Consider the following 20721-nt stretch of genomic DNA (forward strand, 5'->3'; position numbering starts at 1 on the left):
CTGCTCGACACTCGCCCGGATAGCCCCGAACGCCGCGATGCCGCACAGCGTCTCGAACATCTCCTCCTGAAATGCCGTGACACGGTAGGGGTTCCAGGGATTGCGGATACCAAGGACGCCCTGCGGTCCGCATCGGCAGAGGAACTGGCGGACTTCATCCAGACGCAGCTCGGAAAATCCTGACGCGCGCACCGGCTTTCGACAGATAGGTCCAGATCGATGAACGACGACAAGATCCTCGAAAACCTGCGATGGGTCACTTCCGAGCTGTACGAGGCCAAGCAGCAGCTGCATGCGGCACTGTCGGAACCGGTGGCGATCGTCGGGATCGGATGCCGCTATCCGGGAGGTGTGTCCTCGGCGGCGGATCTGTGGGATGTGGTGGCGGCGGGCCGGGATGCGGTGTCGGGGTTTCCGGTCGATCGGGGCTGGAGTGTGGCGGCCTCGCTGGGGGTGCGCGAGGGTGGATTCATCGATGCAGCCGCCGATTTCGATGCCGGGTTCTTCGGAATCAACCCGCGTGAGGCCATGGCGATGGACCCGCAGCAGCGGTTGCTGCTGGAGACCTGCTGGGAGGCACTGGAAGACGCGGGAATCGACCCGGAGACGTTGCGCGGCAGCGATACCGGCGTGTTCGCCGGGGTGACCGACCAGGGTTACGGCCCGCGCCTGGACCAGGTCGCCGACGCCGACAACGTCGCGGGTTATCTCCTGACGGGGACTACCTCGAGCGTGGTGTCGGGCCGGGTGTCGTATGTGCTCGGCCTGGAAGGCCCCGCGGTGTCGGTGGATACGGCATGCTCGTCCTCCCTGGTCGCCCTGCACCAGGCGGTACAAGCCGTGCGTTTGAACGAGTGCACGTTGGCGCTCGTCGGCGGGGTGACGGTGATGGCCACACCTGCGGCATTCCTCGAGTTCTCCCGGCAGGGCGGCCTGTCGGCGGACGGGCGCTGCAGATCATTCGCGGATGCGGCCGACGGTACCGGATGGAGCGAGGGCGTCGGCGTGCTCGTAGTGGAGCGGCTGTCGCAGGCACGACGCCGCGGTCATCGGGTGTTGGCGGTGGTTCGGGGTAGTGCGGTGAATCAGGACGGTGCCTCGAATGGTTTGACCGCGCCGAATGGTCCGTCCCAGCAGCGGGTGATCCGCCGGGCTTTGGCGAACGCGGGCGTCGCCGCATCTGACGTGGACGTGATCGAAGCGCATGGCACCGGCACGACACTGGGTGATCCGATCGAGGCGCAAGCGCTGCTGGCGACCTATGGGCAGGATCGGCCCGCCGACCGGCCGCTGTGGCTGGGCTCGATCAAATCGAATATCGGTCACACGCAGGCGGCAGCCGGGGTGGCCGGGGTGATCAAGATGGTCGAAGCCATGCGGCGCGGCATACTCCCGAAGACGCTGCATGTCGACGGGCCGTCCTCCCATGTCGACTGGACCGCGGGCGCCGTGGAACTGCTGACCGAGGCAAGGGCGTGGCCGGAGACGGACCGGCCGCGCCGGGCCGGAGTGTCGTCGTTCGGGGTCAGCGGCACGAACGCGCACGTGATCGTGGAGCAGGCGCCCGCGGCCGATCCCGAACCCGCCGAGGTCGCCGCGCCCTGCGAGATGGCGGTGGTTCCGTGGGTTTTGGGCGGGCGGAGCCGAGAAGCGTTGCGCGCCCAGGCGAAACGGCTGCACGACTGGATCATTCGGCATCCGGAGTCGTCCCCGGTGGATGTGGGCTGGTCGCTCGCGACGATGCGATCGCGATTCGAGCACCGCGCGGTCGTCGTCGGCGCCGATCGTTCGGAGCTGTTGTCCGGGTTGGCAGCATTGGCGGACGGGACGCCGACCACAGGCGTTACGTCGGGGAGAGCGGACGGCGCGGGGCAGACCGCGCTGGTGTTCCCCGGACAGGGCGCGCAATTCGTGGGCATGGGCCGGGAGCTGTTCGCGGCATTTCCGGTCTTCGCGACGACATTCGACGAGGTCGCGGCTCGGCTGGAGGAGCGGCTGGGCGGTGCGCTGCGCAAGATCCTGTGGGGCTCGGATCAGGAGGCGGCAAACGCCACCGTATTCGCGCAGGCCGGTCTGTTCGCCGTCGCGGTGGCCTCGTACCGACTGCTCGAATCATGGGGTGTTCGACCGGATTTCGTGGCTGGTCATTCGATCGGCGAGGTGGCGGCGGCGCATGTGGCCGGTGTGCTGACGCTCGATGACGCAGCCACGCTGGTGGCCGCGCGCGGACGATTGATGCAGGCGCTGCCGCCGGGCGGGGCGATGTGTGCCGTGACGGCGTCCGAAGCCGACGTATCGGCGATGCTGACCGACGGTGTCGCTGTTGCGGCGGTGAACGGACCGGATGCGGTCGTGCTGTCCGGCGCGCGCGATGCGGTTGCCGAGATCGTGGACCGGTTGCGGCAGCGGGGAATACGCGTCAGCTGGCTACCCGTGTCGCACGCATTCCACTCGCCGCTGACCGAACCCATGCTCGCGGAGTTCGCCGATGTCGTTGCCGGGCTTACGTTCAGCACGCCGTCGATCCCGATCGTGTCGAATATCAGCGGGAAGCTCGCGGGTTCGGAACTGGCGACGCCGCGGTACTGGGTGGACCACGTCCGCGCGACGGTGCGCTTCGGCGAGGGAATGCTCGCTGTGCGGCGAGCAGGAGCCACCAAATTCCTGATCGCGGGACCTGACGGCGGTCTCACCGCATTGATCGGCCGGAGCCTCGAATCCGCCGACGGGGCCGAGGTGGCGGCGGTGCCGCTGCTGCGCAAAGACCGGCCGGAGGTATCGACCGCGCTGACCGCTGTCGCGCAACTGGACGTCGGGGGCGCGGATGTGGATTGGGCTGCGGTGTTCGCGCCGGCCGCGCCCCGGCGGGTCGAGCTGCCGACATATGCGTTTCAACGGCGTCGGTACTGGCTGAACGCGACCACGGCTGCGGGTGAGGTGTCCGCGGCGGGATTGTCGGCCGCCGATCACCCGTTGCTCGGTGCGGTGGTGACTTCCCCGGATTCGGGTGGCGTTGTGCTGACCGGCACACTGTCGCTGAATTCCCACCCGTGGCTCGGCGATCACGCCGCGGGTGGGGTGGTGTTGTTGCCCGGCACGGCATTCGTCGAGTTGGTGCTGCGTGCCGGTGCCGAGATGGGCTGCGCCACGGTGCGGGAGCTGACGTTGGTGACGCCGCTGGTGTTGCCGTCCGCGGGTGGGGTCCGCATCCAGGTGGTCGTGGCGGGCCCCGACGAAACCGGCGCGCGCGCCGTATCGGTGTACTCGTGCATCGAGGACGCGAATACCGACGAGGAGTGGACGGTACACGCGCAAGGTGTGCTGAGTCGGCAGACCGCGGGCCACGGTGCAGCGGATCGGCTGGGTGACTGGCCGCCTTCGGGTGCGGTACCGATCGACGTGAGCGGCGTCTACGACCGGCTGGCGGACGTGGGCTACGGGTACGGGCCGATCTTCCGCGGCCTGAGGTCTGTGTGGCAGCGGGACGCGGACCTGTTCGTACAGGTCGATCTGCCGGAAACCGGCACGGGTACAGAGGGTTTCGGCGTGCATCCGGCGCTCTTGGATGCGGTACTGCATGCGCTGGCGCTCGCCGAACCGGAGAGTGGGGACGGACCGTCCATGGCCATGCCGTTCTCCTGGCAGGACGTGACGCTGCACGCTACCGGAGTGTCGTCATTGCGCGCCCGAATCTCAACAGCACCGAACGGTAACGGCGCGCTGGCGATCGTCGCTGTCGACGAGAACGATCAGCCGGTGCTGACGGTCCGCTCGTTGACCACGCGGCCGGTGGCGGCCGAACAACTGTCCACTGCCGGATCGAATGATCGGTTGCATGCGGTCGAATGGAATCCGCTTGTCCCGCCCGTCGGCACACCGCCGGTTGTTGCGGATCTGATGTCGTTCTCCGACATCGGCTCGTTCCCGACCACGATCCGCCACGCACAGGACAGACCTGATGCCATACCCTCGGTTGTCGTCATCGACGTCCCGGGTAGCTGTGGGAGTGTCGGTGACGTCGTAGCGAGAATTCATACCGCCACCCGCGAGGCGTTGGCGGCGGTGCAGACGTGGCTGGGTGCGTCTCGATTCGGGACGAGCACATTGGTGCTGATCACCCATGGCGCGGTCGGGCCGGCCGGAGAAGATGTGACGGACCTGGCGGGTGCCGCGATGTGGGGGCTGGTGCGTGCGGCGCAGTCGGAGGATCCGGGTCGAATTGTGCTCGTGGACAGTGATAGTGCGCCCGGTGACGTTGGTGTGGTGCCCGCGGTGCTCGCCTCGGGCGAGCCACAGGTCGTCGTGCGCGGCGGTGTGTTGCATGCGGCCCGGCTGAGGCGTGTCCCCGCCACGGGCACCCGTGTGCGGCGAGGTGCCAGGCGAGCGCTGACCGATGGGACGGTATTGATCACCGGCGGTACCGGAGGCCTCGGCGCGGCGATGGCCCGGCATCTCGTGGTAGCGCATGGGGCTGGATCACTGATGCTGGTGAGCCGTCGTGGACCGGCGGCACCCGGCGCAGCCGAATTGCTGCGGGAGCTCACCGATCTAGGGGCTCGAGTTCACGTCGTGGCGTGCGACGTATCCGCGCGCGATGCGGTGGCGGAATTGATTGCCTCCGTGCCGCAGGAGTCTCCCCTGGTCGGGGTGGTGCACGCGGCGGGCGTGCTCGACGACGGTGTGGTCGCATCGCTGACGCCGGAGCGGCTGGATGCGGTGCTGGCGGCAAAAGCCGATGCGGCCTGGTACCTGCACGAGCTGACCGGGAACCTGGATTTGGCGATGTTCGTGCTGTATTCGTCGGTCGCGGGGACATTCGGTGGCGCCGGCCAGGGCAACTATGCGGCCGCGAACACGGTCCTCGACGGGCTGGCCGCACACCGGCGCGCGAACGGGTTGGTGGCGACGTCGATCGCATGGGGCATGTGGGCCTCGGACACCGGGATGCGCGGGCAGCTCGGCGCGGTCGACGCCACGCGATGGAACCGGACCGGGTTCCTGGAACTGTCGAACGAGCAGGGCTTGGCACTGTTCGATGCCGCCGTGGGGCAGGACCTCGCCGAGGTGGTCGCGGTTCGCTGGGACCCGATCGCGCTCGCGGCACAGGCCGGGACCGAAACCCTCGCGCCGCTGCTGCGGGAACTCGCGCCGCGCACGCGTCGCGGTGCCACGGGAGCAACCGGTGCTTCGGCGGCGGATTCGGCGGCGGTGCTGCGTGAGCGGCTGTCCGGCCTCGCCGCGCCCGACCGAGCGCGGCTGGTACTCGCCCTGGTACGTGACCAGATCGCCACAGTGCTGGGCTACGACGGGCCGGCCGCCATCGAGGAGGGGCGCAATTTCGGAGAGTTGGGATTCGATTCGCTGACCGCGGTCGAGGCTCGCAACCGGCTCAGCGCGGTGACCGGCCTGCGGCTGCCTGCGACCCTCGTCTTCGACTATCCGACGCCGGATGCCGTTGCCCGCCTGATCCTCCGGGATCTGCTCGGCGAAGAGCCGGATACGCCATCCGGAAACGCACCTGCCCAGACCGCGGCGGAGCCGGTGGTGATCGTCGGCATGGGATGTCGCTATCCGGGCGGCGTGAGCTCCTCGGCGCAGCTGTGGGATGTGGTCGCCGAAGGCCGGGACACCATCTCGGGATTTCCGGTCGATCGTGGTTGGGATGTGGCGTCGTTGTTCGACCCGGATCCCGCGGCGGTTGGGAAATCGTACGTTAGCAGGGGCGGATTCCTGTACGACGCGGCTGAATTCGACGCGGAGTTCTTCGGCATCAGCCCCCGGGAAGCCGCCGTGATGGATCCGCAGCAGCGGCTGCTGCTGGAAACCAGCTGGGAGGCACTCGAAGACGCGGGTATCGCGCCGGAATCGTTACGCGGCAGCGACACCGGCGTGTTCGTCGGCATGATGTACCACGACTATCCAGGCAGTGCGGTCGCAGGCGCGATCGTGTCCGGGCGGGTGTCGTACGCGCTCGGACTGGAAGGGCCTGCGGTATCGGTGGATACGGCGTGCTCGTCCAGCCTGGTCGCCCTGCATCAGGCAGTGCAGTCGGTGCGTTCGGGTGAGTGCGCACTGGCCTTGGTGGGCGGGGTGACGGTGATGGCGACGCCGGGCACCTTCATCGAGTTCTCCCGGCAGCGTGGGCTCGCCCCGGATGGGCGGTGCAAGTCGTTCGCGGATGCGGCGGACGGCACCGGATGGAGCGAGGGCGTGGGAGTGCTTGTGGTCGAGCGGCTTTCCGACGCGCGCCGCCTCGGCCACGAAGTGCTGGCGGTGGTGCGTGGATCGGCGGTGAATCAGGATGGTGCGTCGAACGGTTTGACCGCGCCGAACGGCCCCGCCCAGCAGCGCGTGATCCGCCGGGCCTTGGCGAACGCGGGACTGGTTGCCGCCGAGGTCGATGTGGTCGAGGCGCACGGCACCGGAACACGATTGGGCGATCCCATCGAAGCGCAGGCGCTGCTGGCCACCTACGGCCGGGATCGGCCGGCGGATCGTCCGCTGTGGCTGGGATCGATCAAATCGAATATCGGTCACACGCAGGCCGCCGCCGGTGTCGCGGGCGTGATCAAGATGGTGGAAGCGATGCGCCGCGGGGTGCTTCCCGCCACCCTGCACGTGAATTCGCCGTCCTCGCACGTGGATTGGACGTCCGGTGCGGTGGCATTGTTGACCGAATCCATGGCGTGGCCGGAGACGAAACGGCTGCGGCGGGCGGGCGTTTCGTCGTTCGGGGTCAGCGGCACCAATGCGCACGTGATTCTGGAGCAGGCCCCGGTCGCCGATCACGAAGCGATCAGCACCGCGACTGTCGACCGGACCGGCGCAAGCGATGGTGCGGTGCCGTGGATTGTCTCGGCGAAACACGAATCGGCGCTGCGCGCACAGGCACAGCGCTTGGTGGAATTCCTGGCCGAGCGACCCCGACTGGGCCCGGTCGATGTGGGGTGGTCGCTGGCGACGACGCGGTCGCGGTTCGAGCATCGTGCGGTGGTGGTCGGTGCGGATCGGACGGAGTTGTTGTCCGGGTTGGCGGAGTTGGCTGGGGGTAGGTCGTCGGCTGCTGTGGTGCGGAGCGTGGCTGGTGTGCCGGGTAAGACGGCGCTGGTGTTTCCGGGGCAGGGTGCGCAGTGGTTGGGTATGGGTCGGGGTTTGTATGCGGCGTATCCGGTGTTTGCCGGGGCGTTCGATGAGGTTGTTGGTCGGTTGGATGAACAGTTGGGGTGTTCGTTGACCGAGATTGTTTGGGGATCTGACGAAGAGCTGTTGAGTCGGACGGTATTTGCGCAGGCGGGTTTGTTTGCGGTTGAGGTGGCGTTGTTCCGGTTGTTGGAGTCGTGGGGGATTCGGCCGGATTTTGTGGTTGGTCATTCGGTTGGTGAGGTGGCGGCTGCGCATGTGGCTGGTGTGTTGTCGTTGCGGGATGCGGTGGTGTTGGTGGTGGCGCGTGGTCGGTTGATGGAGGGGTTGCCGTCGGGTGGGGTGATGTGTGCGGTGGCGGCGTCGGAGGCGGAGGTGCGTGCGCTGTTGGTCGATGGGGTGGCTGTTGCGGCGGTGAACGGTCCGGGTTCGGTGGTGTTGTCCGGTGTTCGGGATGCGGTGTCCGCGGTTGCGGGTCAGTTGCAGGACATGGGGCGTTGGGTGAGTTGGTTGCGGGTGTCGCATGCGTTTCATTCGGCGTTGATGGAGCCGATGTTGGCGGAGTTCGCTGAGGTGGTGGCGGGTCTCGAGTTCCATGAGCCCACGATTGGGGTGGTGTCGAATGTGACTGGTGGGTTGGCTGGTTCGGAGTTGGTGTCGCCGCAGTACTGGGTCCGGCATGTTCGCGAAACGGTGCGCTTCGCCGACGGAATCCGGGCCTTGCACCGCGCGGGTGTCGCCGGATTCCTTGTCGCGGGTCCGGACGGTGGACTGCCTGGACTGATCGAAGCATCCGTGGAATCGCCGGACGCGCGGGTGATCTCGGTGCTGGGAAAGGGACGTTCGGAGCCCTCGTCCGCGCTGGCGGCGGTCGCCCACCTGGATGGAGTGGATTGGGCCGCGGTGTTTTCCGGCCGCGCGGTGCAGCGAGTCGATCTGCCGACGTACGCGTTCCAGCGGCGCCGGTACTGGGCGGATCCAATGGCGGGTTCGGGGGATGCGCTGTCGTTGGGCTTGTCCCCCCTGAGTCATCCTGTGCTGGGTGCCGTCGTGGTCGCGCCGGAGTCGGGCGGTGTGATGCTGACCGGCCGTCTGTCGCAGCAATCCCAGCCGTGGCTGGCCGATCACGCCGTGGCCGGGGTGGTGCTGCTGCCCGGCACGGGTTTCGTGGAGTTGGCGCTGCGCGCCGCTGCCGAGGTGGGCTGTGCGGTGCTGGCGGAATTGACCTTGCAGGCACCGCTGCTGGTGCCGGTCGAGGGCGCCGTTCGGATCCAGGTCGTGGTGAGCGGTCCCGAGCAGACCGGTGATCGTAGTGTGTCGGTGTACTCCACCACCGAGAACGGGAACGGGGAGTGGGAGTTGCACGCACGCGGCACCGTTGGGCCGGCCGCGAAGGTGCCGGAGTTCGACTTCGAGACCTGGCCGCCGTCGGGGGCATTGCCGGTCGACGTGGCGGGCGCCTACGACCGTTTATCCGACCTCGGGTACGGCTACGGTCCCGCTTTCCGTGGTCTGACCGCGATGTGGCAGCGGGCGGAGGAGGTGTTCGCCGAGGTCGTCCTCCCCGGCGTGGCCGATGCGGCAGGGTTCGGCGTGCATCCGGCATTGTTCGATGCTGCGCTGCATGCCGGTGCGGTGCACGGAAGTTCGGGGTCGGATGGGGACGCGACAGCGGTGCCGTTCCTGTGGGAGGGTGTGTCGTTGTTCGCCTCGGGGGCGACAGGGTTGCGGGTGCGGATCTCGCCGGTCGGCACCGACAGCGTCGCGGTGGAAGCGGCGGATCACGCTGGAGCGCCGGTGTTGTCGGTGCGGTCGCTGTCCGTGCGACCGGTGTCGGAAGAGCAGTTGAGGGGACCGGGTCGGGGAGATCTGCTTCGGATCGCGTGGCGGGCGGCTGCGGCTGCGGGGTCGGTGCCGTGGGCGGAGTGGCATGAGGTCGAAACCGGCGGCCAGGTACCGGATGTCGTGGTCTACCGGTGTGCGGCCCGTTCCGATGGGGTGGTGGCCGATCTGCATTCCGTCAGTGTCGACGTGCTGGAGGCACTTCAGCGGTGGCTGGCCGACGAGCGGTTCGCCGACACGACCCTGGCCGTGGTGACCGAACGAGCCGTCGATGTCACCGGCACCGACCTGGCTGCTACCGGCGTCGAGCTGAATGTGGCGCATGCTCCCGTCTGGGGTCTGCTGCGCGCGGCCCAGGCCGAACACCCCGGACGGTTCATCGTGGTGGACGTCGACGGTGATCAGTCCTCGACCGCTGCCTTGTCGGCGGCGTTGGCCTCCGGTGAGCCCGAGGTGGCGATCCGGCTCGGCCGGGTCTGTGTCCCTCGGTTGGCACGCATCGCGCGGGCCGAGATCGGCGAACCAGTCCGACTGGATCCCGATGGCACGGTGTTGATCACCGGTGGCACGGGTGGGATCGGAGCCGAAGTCGCGCGGCACCTCGTTGCGCGGCACGGTGTGAAACGTCTGCTACTGGCTAGCAGGCGGGGTTCGAGTGCTCCGGGCGCGACCGCTGTGCGAGACGAGCTCGAGGCGCTCGGCGCATCCGTCGATATCCTTGCGTGCGATGTGGCCGACCGGGTGGCACTGCAACGGTTGATCGAGGCGATTCCCGAGGCATATCCGCTCACCGGGGTGGTGCATGCCGCAGGGATCGGCGACACCGGCCTCGTCGACGCACTGACCGCAGATCGGATGCACTCGGTGTTGGCTGCCAAGGCGGATTCGGCTTGGTATCTGCACGAGTTGACCGCGGGTATGCCGCTTGGTTTGTTCATGATGTTTTCCTCGGTGGGAGGCTTGGTGTTGGCCGAGGGACAGGGCAACTACGCGGCGGCGAATGTGTTCTTGGATGCGCTGGCCGCGTATCGGCGAAGCAGTGGACTTTCGGCTGTGTCGGTGGCGTGGGGTTTGTGGTCCGGTGCGGGTATGGGCGATCTGCTGGGTGCGGCACGTATTCAGCGCATCGAACGCCAGGGCATCACACCGCTGTCGGTCACCGATGGGTTGGCATTGCTCGATTCGACGCTCGGCGTGGCGGATTCGGTCGTCATGGCCACCCGCATCAGTACCCGAGCACTGGCCGAGCGCACCGACCCGGTGCCCGCTCTGCTACGTGACCTGGTTCCGCCGGCTCGGCGGATGGCCGCGGGCGACACGGGTGATTCCACCAGACTGCGCAAGCGGCTGACGGGTTCGACCCGGACCGAACAGATCCGCATGGTCCTCGAGGTGGTTCGTACTCAAGTGGCGGTTGTTCTCGGACATGACAGCGCAGCCGATATCGATCCGGACCGCAATTTCCAGGAGCTGGGTTTCGACTCGGTGACGGCCATCGAGGTCCGCAATCGGCTCAACACCGCCACCGGGCTGCGCCTGCCTGTCAGCCTCATTTTCGACTACCCGAGCCCGGCCACCCTCACCGAATACCTGGTTCGGAAGCACCTTTTCGCCGACCGACCCGGATCTCTCGATCCCGCGCAGGAACGACTACGGGACATCATCGGCGCGATTCCGCTCGACACGATCCGTCGCGCAGGGTTGCTGCCCGCGCTGCTCGAACTGTCCGGACAGGCGCCCGACACGGACATGGAATCCGACGGCGATGCTATCGACTCGCTCAGCGCCAGCGCGCTCATCGAGATGGCATTGGAGGACTGATGACCGCTTCGGACCAGACCCTGCTGGACGCGCTCAGGGCGTCGTTGAAGAAGTACGAGACGGTGCGCGCGCAGAACCGGCAGCTGGTGGCCGCCACCAGGGAGCCGGTGGCGATCGTCGGGATGGGGTGCCACTACCCGGGCGGGGTCTGCACACCTGAGGACCTGTGGCGGCTGGTGGCCGACGGGCGCGACGTGGTGTCGGAGTTCCCGGCCGACCGCGGCTGGGACGTCGACGGGTTGTTCGACCCGGATCCCGATGCGACCGGGAAAACGTATGCGCGCGAGGGCGGCTTCCTGCATCGTGCAGGCGAATTCGACGCAGGGTTCTTCGGGATCAGCCCCCGCGAGGCCGTCGCCATCGATCCGCAGCAGCGGCTGGTGCTGGAGACGTCGTGGGAGGCACTGGAGCGGGCCGCTATCGACCCGAAGGCGTTGCGGGGCAGTGCAACCGGCGTCTACATGGGCGTGATGCATCACGACTATCCGCGCAATGACAGTGCGGGCTCGATCGTTTCGGGCCGGGTGTCGTATGCGCTCGGGCTGGAAGGGCCCGCAGTATCGGTGGATACGGCTTGCTCGTCGAGCCTGGTCGCGCTGCACCAGGCGGTGGCGGCGCTGCGGTCGGGCGAGTGCACCTTGGCCTTGGCCGGCGGCGTGACGGTGATGGCGACTCCGGGACTGTTCGTGGAATTCTCGCGGCAGCGGGCGTTGTCGGCCGACGGACGGTGCAAGTCGTTCGCGGAGGCCGCGGACGGTACCGGGTGGTCCGAGGGGGTCGGGGTGCTGGTGCTGGAACGGCTTTCGGATGCCCGGCGCCATGGCCGCCGCGTGCTGGCGGTGATTCGCGGTAGTGCGGTGAATCAAGATGGTGCGTCGAATGGTTTGACGGCGCCGAACGGACCATCGCAGGAGCGGGTCATTCGGCTGGCGTTGGCGAATGCTGGGCTGGCCGCGTCCGAGGTGGATGTGGTCGAGGCGCACGGGACCGGTACGGCACTGGGTGATCCGATCGAAGCTCATGCGCTGCTCGCCACTTACGGTCAGGATCGTCCCGTTGACCGCCCGCTGTGGCTCGGATCGATCAAGTCGAACATGGGCCACGCCCAAGCCGCGGCCGGTGTGGCCGGGGTGATCAAGATGGTCGAGGCATTGCGGCGGGGGGTGCTGCCGAAGACACTCCATGTGGATTCACCGTCGTCGCAGGTGGATTGGGACAGCGGCCGAGTGGAACTGCTTGTCGAACACCGGGATTGGGACGAACTGGATCGGCCGCGACGTGCTGCGGTGTCGTCGTTCGGGATCTCCGGAACCAACGCCCACCTCATCCTCGAGCAGGTCGCCGAGCATGATGCCACCGCCGACACGACGGGTTATCGGCCTGCGCTGGTGCCGTGGGTGTTGTCGGCGCGCAGTGCGCAGGCGATGACCGACCAGGCGGGCCGACTGCTGGACTGGGTGTCGTCCCGTCCGGAGTCGGATCCGGCGCATATCGGATGGTCGCTGGCGACGACGCGATCTGTATTCGAGCATCGAGCCGTGGTGCTCGGGCCGGATCGCGACGGCTTGCTGACCGGCACCGCAGCGTTGCACGAGGGTGCCACCGCGGCCGCTGTGATCCGAGGTTCGGTACAGCCCTCGGGCGGCACGGCATTCGTATTCCCCGGGCAGGGGGCGCAATATCTCGCGATGGGCCGCGAACTGCACGGCACGTTTCCGGCATTCGCCGCGGCATTCGACGCGGTGGTGAGTGCCGTCGATGCACACGGTGATCAGTCGATCCGGGACGTGCTGTGGGGGGAGGACCGGAACACGCTGGACCAGACGTCCTGTGCGCAGGCGGGCCTGTTCGCCGTGGGCGTCGCACTATTCCGGCTACTCGAATCATGGGGTGTGCGCGCCGATTTCGTCATCGGGCACTCCGTCGGTGAGATCACCGCCGCACATGTGGCCGGCATGCTGTCGCTCGACGACGCCGCCGCATTGGTGACCGCACGAGGTCGGCTGATGCAGGCGCTGCCCTCCGGCGGCGTGATGTACGCGGTGCAGGCGTCCGAGGCGGAGGTGCTGCCGCTGCTGGTGGACGGAGCGGCGCTGGCGGCTGTCAACGGCCCGGAATCGGTTGTGGTGTCGGGTGCGGCGCAGCCGGTCGCGAAGGTGGTCGACCGCTTGGCCGAAATGGGCCGTCGCACTGGTCGGCTCGCGGTATCACACGCGTTCCATTCGGCATCGATGGAACCGATGCTGGCCGAGTTCGCCGAAGTTCTCGCGGGACTGGACTTCGCCGAGCCCACCATCCCGATCGTGTCGAATGTCAGTGGGAAATCGGCTGGCTCCGAGATGACCGCACCCGAGTACTGGGTGCGGCATGTCCGGGAGACCGTGCGCTTCGCCGACGGGGTGCGCACGCTCGCCGCGGCCGGGGCGCGCCGGTTCGTGGTGGCAGGTCCGGACGGTGGGTCGACGGGACTGATCGGGCAGTGCCTGGAGCCCGCCGATCCGGTGGTGACACCGATGCTGGTGCGGGATCGTCCGGAGGCATGGTCAGTGCTTGCCGGGGTGGCGCGGGTGTTCGTGACCGGAGTAGACGTCGACTGGAGCGCGGTGTTCGGCGGACACGGCCGACACGTAGATCTGCCGACCTACGCATTCGAACGGGAGCGGTTCTGGCTGGAATCGGTGGGGGATTCGGCCGACGTTTCGCGATGGGGACTGGTGGGCGCCGATCATCCGTTGCTGGGTGCGGTTGTGCGACATGCCGAGTCAGGGGACGTGGTGTTCACCGGTCGGTTGTCCGCAGGCACGCAGGCGTGGCTATCCGATCACGCTGTCGGTGGTGTGGCGCTGCTGCCGGGGACCGGTTTCGTCGAGCTGGCGCTGCGGGCGGGGCAGCAGGTGGGTTGCGGCGCCGTGGAACAGTTGACCGTGCAGGCTCCGCTGATCCTGCCAGCGGCGGGCGGGGTGCGGGTCCAGGTGGTCCTCGGTCGTCCCGAGGAGGGCGGCGGGCGTTCGGTCGCGGTGTACTCCTGCGCAGCGGACGAGGATGTCGACGGAACGTGGGTGCTGCACGCGACAGGTCGGGTGCACACAGGGGTTCCAGATACCCTGCCGGACTACGCATTCGAGACATGGCCGCCAACGGGGGCGACGGGCGTGGACATCGCGGGAGCCTATGACCGCCTGTCCGACTTGGGATATGGCTACGGTCCCGCCTTCCGGGGTTTGACGGCGATGTGGCGGCGAGGGGAGGAGGTGTTCGCCGAGGTCGTGCTGCCGGAAGTGGCGGACGCGGCCGGGTTCGGTGTGCACCCTGCCTTGTTCGATGCGGCATTGCACGCGAGCGCGCTGGCAGATTCAGGACCGGACGGACAGGCCACGGCGGTGCCGTTCCTGTGGGAGGGGGTGTCGTTGTTCGCTACCGGGGCGTCCCGGCTGCGGGTGCGGATCGTGCCCATCGGCTCCGCCGCTATGTCGGTGCAAGCAGCTGACGGTGCAGGGGTTCCGGTGGTGTCGGTGCGGTCGCTGTCCGTCCGGCCGTTGCCGCCGAAGCAGCTGGCACAGTCCACACCGGGGGAGCTGTTCCGGGTGCAGTGGCGCGCAGTTCCCAGCGGCGAGCCGGTCTCCGTGGTCGAGTGGGGAGAGGTGGCGCTTTCCGGATCGGTCCCGGAAGTCGTTGTGCTGAAGTGTGATACAGAGGTCGGCGAGGTGGTCGCGGGTCTGCACTCGGCTGCCGTCGCTGTCCTGGCGGTGTTGCAGCGCTGGCTGTCGGATGAGCGGTTCGCCGATGCGACGCTTGCGGTGGTGACCGAGCGGGCGGTCGACATTCCGGGGACGGACGTCCAGGTGGCACACGCCCCCGTGTGGGGCCTGGTGCGTGCGGCTCAGTCCGAGCACCCGGGCCGCTTTGTGCTGGTGGATGTCGATGGGGCCGAATCGTTTTCGGAGCTGCCTGCCGTGCTGATGTCCGGCGAGCCGGAGATCGCGATTCGGCGGCGCGCGGCGTTCGCACCTCGGTTGGCTCGGATCACACAGACCCCACAGCGGGAGCCGGCGCTCGATCCCGATGGCACGGTGCTGGTGACGGGTGGCACGGGTGGGATCGGGGCCGAGGTTGCCCGGCACCTCGTTACGCGGCTCGGTGTGCAGCGTCTGCTGCTGGCAAGCAGGCGGGGTCCGGATGCTCCCGGTGCGACCGCTTTGCGGGAGGAGTTGTCGAGGCTCGGTGCGCATACCGACGTCGTCGCGTGCGATGTCTCCGATCGCGGATCGCTCGCGCGGTTGCTCACGGGAATCCCGGAGTCGTCTCCGCTGACCGGGGTCGTGCATGCGGCGGGGATCGGCGACAGCGGTCTGGTCGAGGCACTGACCGCTGATCGGATGCATTCGGTGCTGGCCGCGAAGGCGGATTCGGCGTGGTATCTGCATGAGCTGACCGCGGGTATGTCGCTGGGTGTGTTCATGTTGTTCTCGTCGGTCGGTGGTCTGGTGCTGGCCGAAGGGCAGGGCAACTATGCGGCGGCGAATGTGTTCCTGGATGCGCTTGCCGCTCATCGCCGAGGTCTCGGTCTCGCGGCTGTGTCGGTGGCGTGGGGTTTGTGGTCGGGTGCGGGTATGGGTGATGTGCTGGGTGCGGCACGTATTCAGCGCATCGAGCGTCAAGGCATCACCCCGCTATCGGTAACCGAGGGCCTTGCCATGTTCGACGCGGCGTTGTCCGCGCCCACCGCGCAGGTCGTAGCGACACGCATCGACCCGCAGGCGCTTTCGCGACGATCGACCGAACTACCAGCTCTGCTCAGGGAATTGGTGACGATCCCGCGGCGCCGAGTGGTTGGCGACTCCGACGACTTCGGCATGCTGCGTCGGCGCCTGGCAGGTGTGAGCGAGGCCGAACAGCGGCGGGCGGTCCTCGACCTAGTGCGCGCCCAGGTGGCCACGGTCCTCGGACACCGCGAGGCCAGCGCTGTCGATCCCGACCGTAACTTCCAGGAACTGGGTTTCGACTCGCTGACCGCCGTCGAGGTCCGCAACCGACTCGCCGCCACCACCGGGCTACGACTACCAGCAGCCCTCGTTTTCGACTATCCGACACCTACGGCACTCGCCGAGTACCTCCACCGGCACATGGTGGGCGAGGCTCCCGGAGAATCCATTCCCGCGGCTGCGTCATCCGGTGCGGTCGCGGAGCCGGTGGCCATTGTCGGGATGGGGTGTCGTTTCCCCGGAGGTGTGTCCTCCCCGGAGGATTTGTGGCGGCTGGTCGCCGAGGGACGGGATGTGGCGTCGGGGTTTCCGTCCGACCGCGGCTGGGATGTCGCCGGATTGCCCGTGCGCGCAGGTGGTTTCCTGTACGACGCTGGTGAATTCGACGCGGGATTCTTCGGGATCAGCCCGCGCGAGGCGATCGCGATGGATCCGCAACAGCGGCTCATGCTGGAAACCTCATGGGAGGCGCTGGAGCGGGCCGGCATCGATCCGACGTCGTTGCGGGGCAGCGACACGGGCGTCTTCGTCGGCGTGATCAGCCAGCCGTACGGTCTCGGCGCTGACGATGCGGCCGCGGGCGAGGGCTACCTGATGACGGGGACGACACCGAGTGTGGTGTCGGGCCGAGTGGCGTATGCCCTCGGTCTGGAAGGGCCTGCCGTGTCGGTGGATACGGCATGCTCATCGAGTCTGGTCGCGCTCCATCAAGCAGTGCAGTCGGTGCGCTCGGGTGAGTGCGCGCTCGCCCTCACCGGCGGTGTGACGGTGCTGGCGACACCGGCGATATTCGCCGAGTTCTCCCGTCATGGCGGGTTGGCGACCGACGGGCGGTGCAAGGCATTCGCGGCGACCGCGGATGGTACCGGCTGGTCGGAGGGTGTGGGAGTGCTGGTGCTCGAGCGGCTCTCCGATGCGCTGCGCCATGGTCACGAAGTGCTGGCGGTGGTTCGCGGGTCGGCGGTGAATCAGGACGGTGCGTCGAATGGTTTGACCGCGCCGAACGGTCCGTCCCAGCAGCGGGTGATCCGGCGGGCGTTGGCGAACGCGGGTGTCGCCGGCACCGATGTGGACTTGGTCGAGGCGCACGGCACCGGAACGACGTTGGGTGATCCGATCGAGGCGCAGGCACTGCTCGCGACATACGGGCAGGACCGGCCTGCCGATCGGCCGCTGTGGCTCGGATCGATCAAATCGAATATCGGCCATACCTTGGCCGCCGCGGGGGTGGCGGGCGTGATCAAGGCGGTGGAGTCCATGCGACGCGGCATCATGCCGCGCACCTTGCATATCGACGCACCGTCGCCGCACGTCGATTGGGACAGCGGTCGGGTGGAACTGCTTGCCGGGCAACGGGAATGGGACACCGTCGGTCGCCCTCGGCGCGCCGGGGTGTCGTCGTTCGGTATCTCCGGTACGAATGCCCACGTCATCATCGAACAAGCCCCCGAACCCGAGACGATCGATCCCCGGAGTACCGAGGAGCCCGGCGCTTCGCGTGCCGTGGTGTGGATGATTTCCGCGAAGAGCGAATCGGCCATACCCGCCCAGGCATCGAAGTTGGTGGAATGGGTATCCGCGCATCCCGAGCTGGATCCGGTCGATGTCGGATGGTCGCTGGCCGGTACTCGGTCTCGGTTCGATCATCGCGCAGTGGTCGTCGGGTTCGAGCGTGCGGAGTTGTTATCCGGATTGACCGCCCTGAGGGCGGGGGAGCCTTCGGGCGCTGTGGTGCGCGGGGTGGCGGACACCTCGGGCAGAACCGCATTCATCTTCCCAGGCCAGGGGGCACAGTATCGCGGCATGGGCCGGGAGTTGCACGACGCGTACCCGGTGTTCGCGGCGGCCTTCGACGCGGCCGCGGATCGGCTGGACGGATATCTGGAGTGCTCGCTGCGCGAGGTCATATGGGGCGACGACACGGACACCGTGAATGCCACGGCGTTCGCGCAAGCGGGATTGTTCGCCGTCGGAGTCGCCCTGTCGCGGCTGCTCGAATCATGGGGTATCCGACCGGATTTCGTTGCGGGTCATTCGATCGGTGAGGTCGCGGCCGCCCATATCGCCGGCGTGTTGTCCCTCGACGACGCGGCCGCGCTAGTGGCGGCACGCGGCCGGTTGATGCAGGTGCTGCCGGACGACGGCGCGATGTGCTCGGTGGCGGCAACGGAGACCGAAATCATGCCGCGGTTGACCGCCGACGTCGCCGTCGCCGCCGTGAACGGCCCGGGTTCGGTCGTGGTGTCCGGTGCTCGAGCGGCCGTACAAGACATGGTGAGCCACTTCCAGGGCATCGGCCGCGCAGCGACGTGGCTGCGGGTGTCGCACGCGTTCCATTCGCCGTTGATGGAACCCATGCTGGCGGAGTTCGCCGATGTGCTCGCGGGGCTGTCGTTCACTGAACCGGTCATCCCGATCGTGTCGAATGTCAGTGGGGAACTGGCCGGTTCGGAGTTGGCCACGCCGGAGTACTGGGTGCGGCATGTCCGTGCGACGGTCCGCTTCGGCGACGGGGTGCGCTCGCTCGAGCTGGCCGGGGCGAGCCGTTTCGTAGTGGTCGGCCCGGATGGCGGATTGACGGATCTGATCGAGCAGTCCGCGGGCGGGACAGCGGTACCGGTGCTGCGCAAGGCTCGCCCTGAGTCGTCGACGGCGGCGGCAGCCGTTGCGCAGCTCCACGTGACCGGAGAAACCGTCCACTGGCGTGCCCTGTTCGGCGAAGGCAGGCGCCGGGTCGGGCTGCCGACGTATGCGTTCCAGCGCCAACGATATTGGCTCGGCGGCACAGCCACGGCACAGCGGCCCGGTCGCGACCGGATCGACGGTGAGTTCTGGGCCGCGGTCGAACGCGGCGACGTGAGCGCGTTGGGCGTTGATCCCGGTCGGCGGTTCGACGAGGTGCTGCCGGTGCTGTCATCCTGGCGGCAGCGGCGCCGGGACGAGTCGGTGATCGACTCATGGCGGTATCGGATCGAATGGACGTTGCTGGCGGACAGCGCGACACAGCCGTCCGGGAACTGGCTGGTTGTCGCCCCATCCCACAGCATGATCGCCGATGAGGTTGTCGAGACGTTCATCGAATCGGGTGTATCGGCGCAGTCGGTGTCCGTCGATGTCGACGGGATGGACCGCGCCGCGATCGCCGATCTGATCCGGGCAACCCGAGTGGATGAGCTGCACGGTGTCGTATCGCTGCTCGCCATCGACGATCGAGCCGGTGCGGTCTCTTCGGTATCGCGCGGCGTGCTGGGGAATCTCGCGCTGCTCCAAGCACTGAGCGATCTGGCACCGGGCGACCCGGCGCATGGCGTTGCCATCTGGTGCGTGACCAGCGGCGCAATGGCAGCCGTTCCGTCCGATCGCATCGCCGACCCCAGACGTGCCCAACTGTGGGGGATGGGGCAGGTAGCAGGCTTGGAATTCCCCGACTGGTGGGGCGGAATGATCGACCTGCCACCGGAATCGGATCGGACCTCGCTGCGGCGGCTCCTGTCCGTGTTGTCCCGTGACGATGGCGAGGATCAGCTCGCGATCCGCGAAACCGGTGTCTACGGGCGGCGAATGATGCGCGCCCCCGCGCCCCGCGCAGCTCGGACCTGGACACCGCGCGGGACCGTGCTCATCACCGGTGGAACCGGTGGAATCGGCGGGCACCTCGCGCGCTGGTTGGTGAAAGCTGGTGCCGAACATATCGTTCTGCTCAGTCGGCGAGGCCGCCACGCTCCCGGTGTGGCGGAACTCGAAACCGATGTCGGCGTCTTGGGCGGCCGTATCACGATCCTGGCGGCTGATGTGACCGACCGCGGCGCTGTGGCCGGGGCCCTGGCGCTGGTCGACCGCGACGCCGGCGCGTTGACCGCGGTGATCCATGCCGCGGGCGTCGCTGCGCACCATCCGCTCACCGAGATCGTGCCCTCGTCTATGGACTCCGTCCTCGCCGCCAAGGTGCTCGGGGCCGAACACCTCGACGACGTGCTCGGCGACCGTACCCTGGACGCGTTCGTGCTGTTCTCCTCCGGTGCCGCGACCTGGGGCAGCGCCGGCGCCGCCGAATATGCAGCCGCGAACGCCTTTCTCGACGGCCTCGCCGAGCAGCGGCGGGGCCGCGGCCTGGTCGCCACCACGCTGGCCTGGGGCGGCTGGGCCGGTGACGGTATGGCCGGCACCGGGGACGCCGGGCAGTACATGACCCGGATGGGTGTCCGACTGATGCGACCCGAACTGGCGATGACCGCGCTCGCCAACGCCATCGGTGGCGACGACATCCGGACCACCATCGCCGACATCGACTGGGACCTGTTCACTGCCGTCTACACGATGGCGCGGACACGCCCGCTGATCGCCGATATTCCGGACGTGCGAGCGATTCGGGAGGCGGATCGACATGACACGGCGGGCGCGGCGTCATCGGCGTTAGGGCAGACACTGGCCGCGATGCGGGAATCCGAACAGCGACAAGCCATTCTCGAGATTGTCTGTACGCAGATCGCCGCGGTACTCGGCCACGACGGCCCCGAGGACGTCGAGCCAGGCCGCAACTTCCGTGATCTCGGTGTGGACTCGCTGACCGCCGTCGAAACCCGCAACCGGTTGAAGGCGGCCACCGGGCTCACGCTGCCCGCGACCCTGCTCTTCGACTACCCGACACCACAAGCCGTCGCCGAGCACATACACCGGCAGCTGGACCTCGGCGCAGGCTCGGACGGCGATATCGATCCGGACGAGCGCGAAATCCGGCGCCGCCTGGCCACCGTGCCGCTGGCGCATTTGCGTGAGATGGGCATCCTGGACGCCTTGCTCCGCCCGGCCGACACCGACCATCCCGCGCCGCTCGCCGACCGGACCGGCGCGCCGGAGTCGATCGATGCGATGGACTCGGAGAGTCTGGTCGCCCACATCATGAGCAACCGGCTCAGCTGAGAGTGAGGAAACAGCC

2 protein-coding genes are annotated in these 20721 nt (G+C 68.0%); both read left to right on the top strand.

What is annotated here, in order from left to right:
* The first annotated feature begins 219 nt into the window (after positions 1-219).
* On the top strand, positions 220-10803 hold the full coding sequence (locus ABZ293_RS31195; RefSeq protein ID WP_355186489.1) for a type I polyketide synthase: 10584 nt from the start codon (positions 220-222) through the stop codon (positions 10801-10803).
* The gene (locus ABZ293_RS31200) at positions 10803-20705 is read left to right on the top strand and encodes a type I polyketide synthase (RefSeq protein WP_355186491.1); all 9903 of its coding nucleotides are present in this window, start codon (positions 10803-10805) and stop codon (positions 20703-20705) included. The genes ABZ293_RS31195 and ABZ293_RS31200 overlap by 1 nt, the downstream gene beginning before the upstream one ends.
* The last annotated feature ends 16 nt before the right edge of the window (positions 20706-20721 follow it).

It is taken from the genome of Nocardia sp. NPDC005998 (assembly GCF_040614395.1).
GTDB lineage: Bacteria > Actinomycetota > Actinomycetes > Mycobacteriales > Mycobacteriaceae > Nocardia.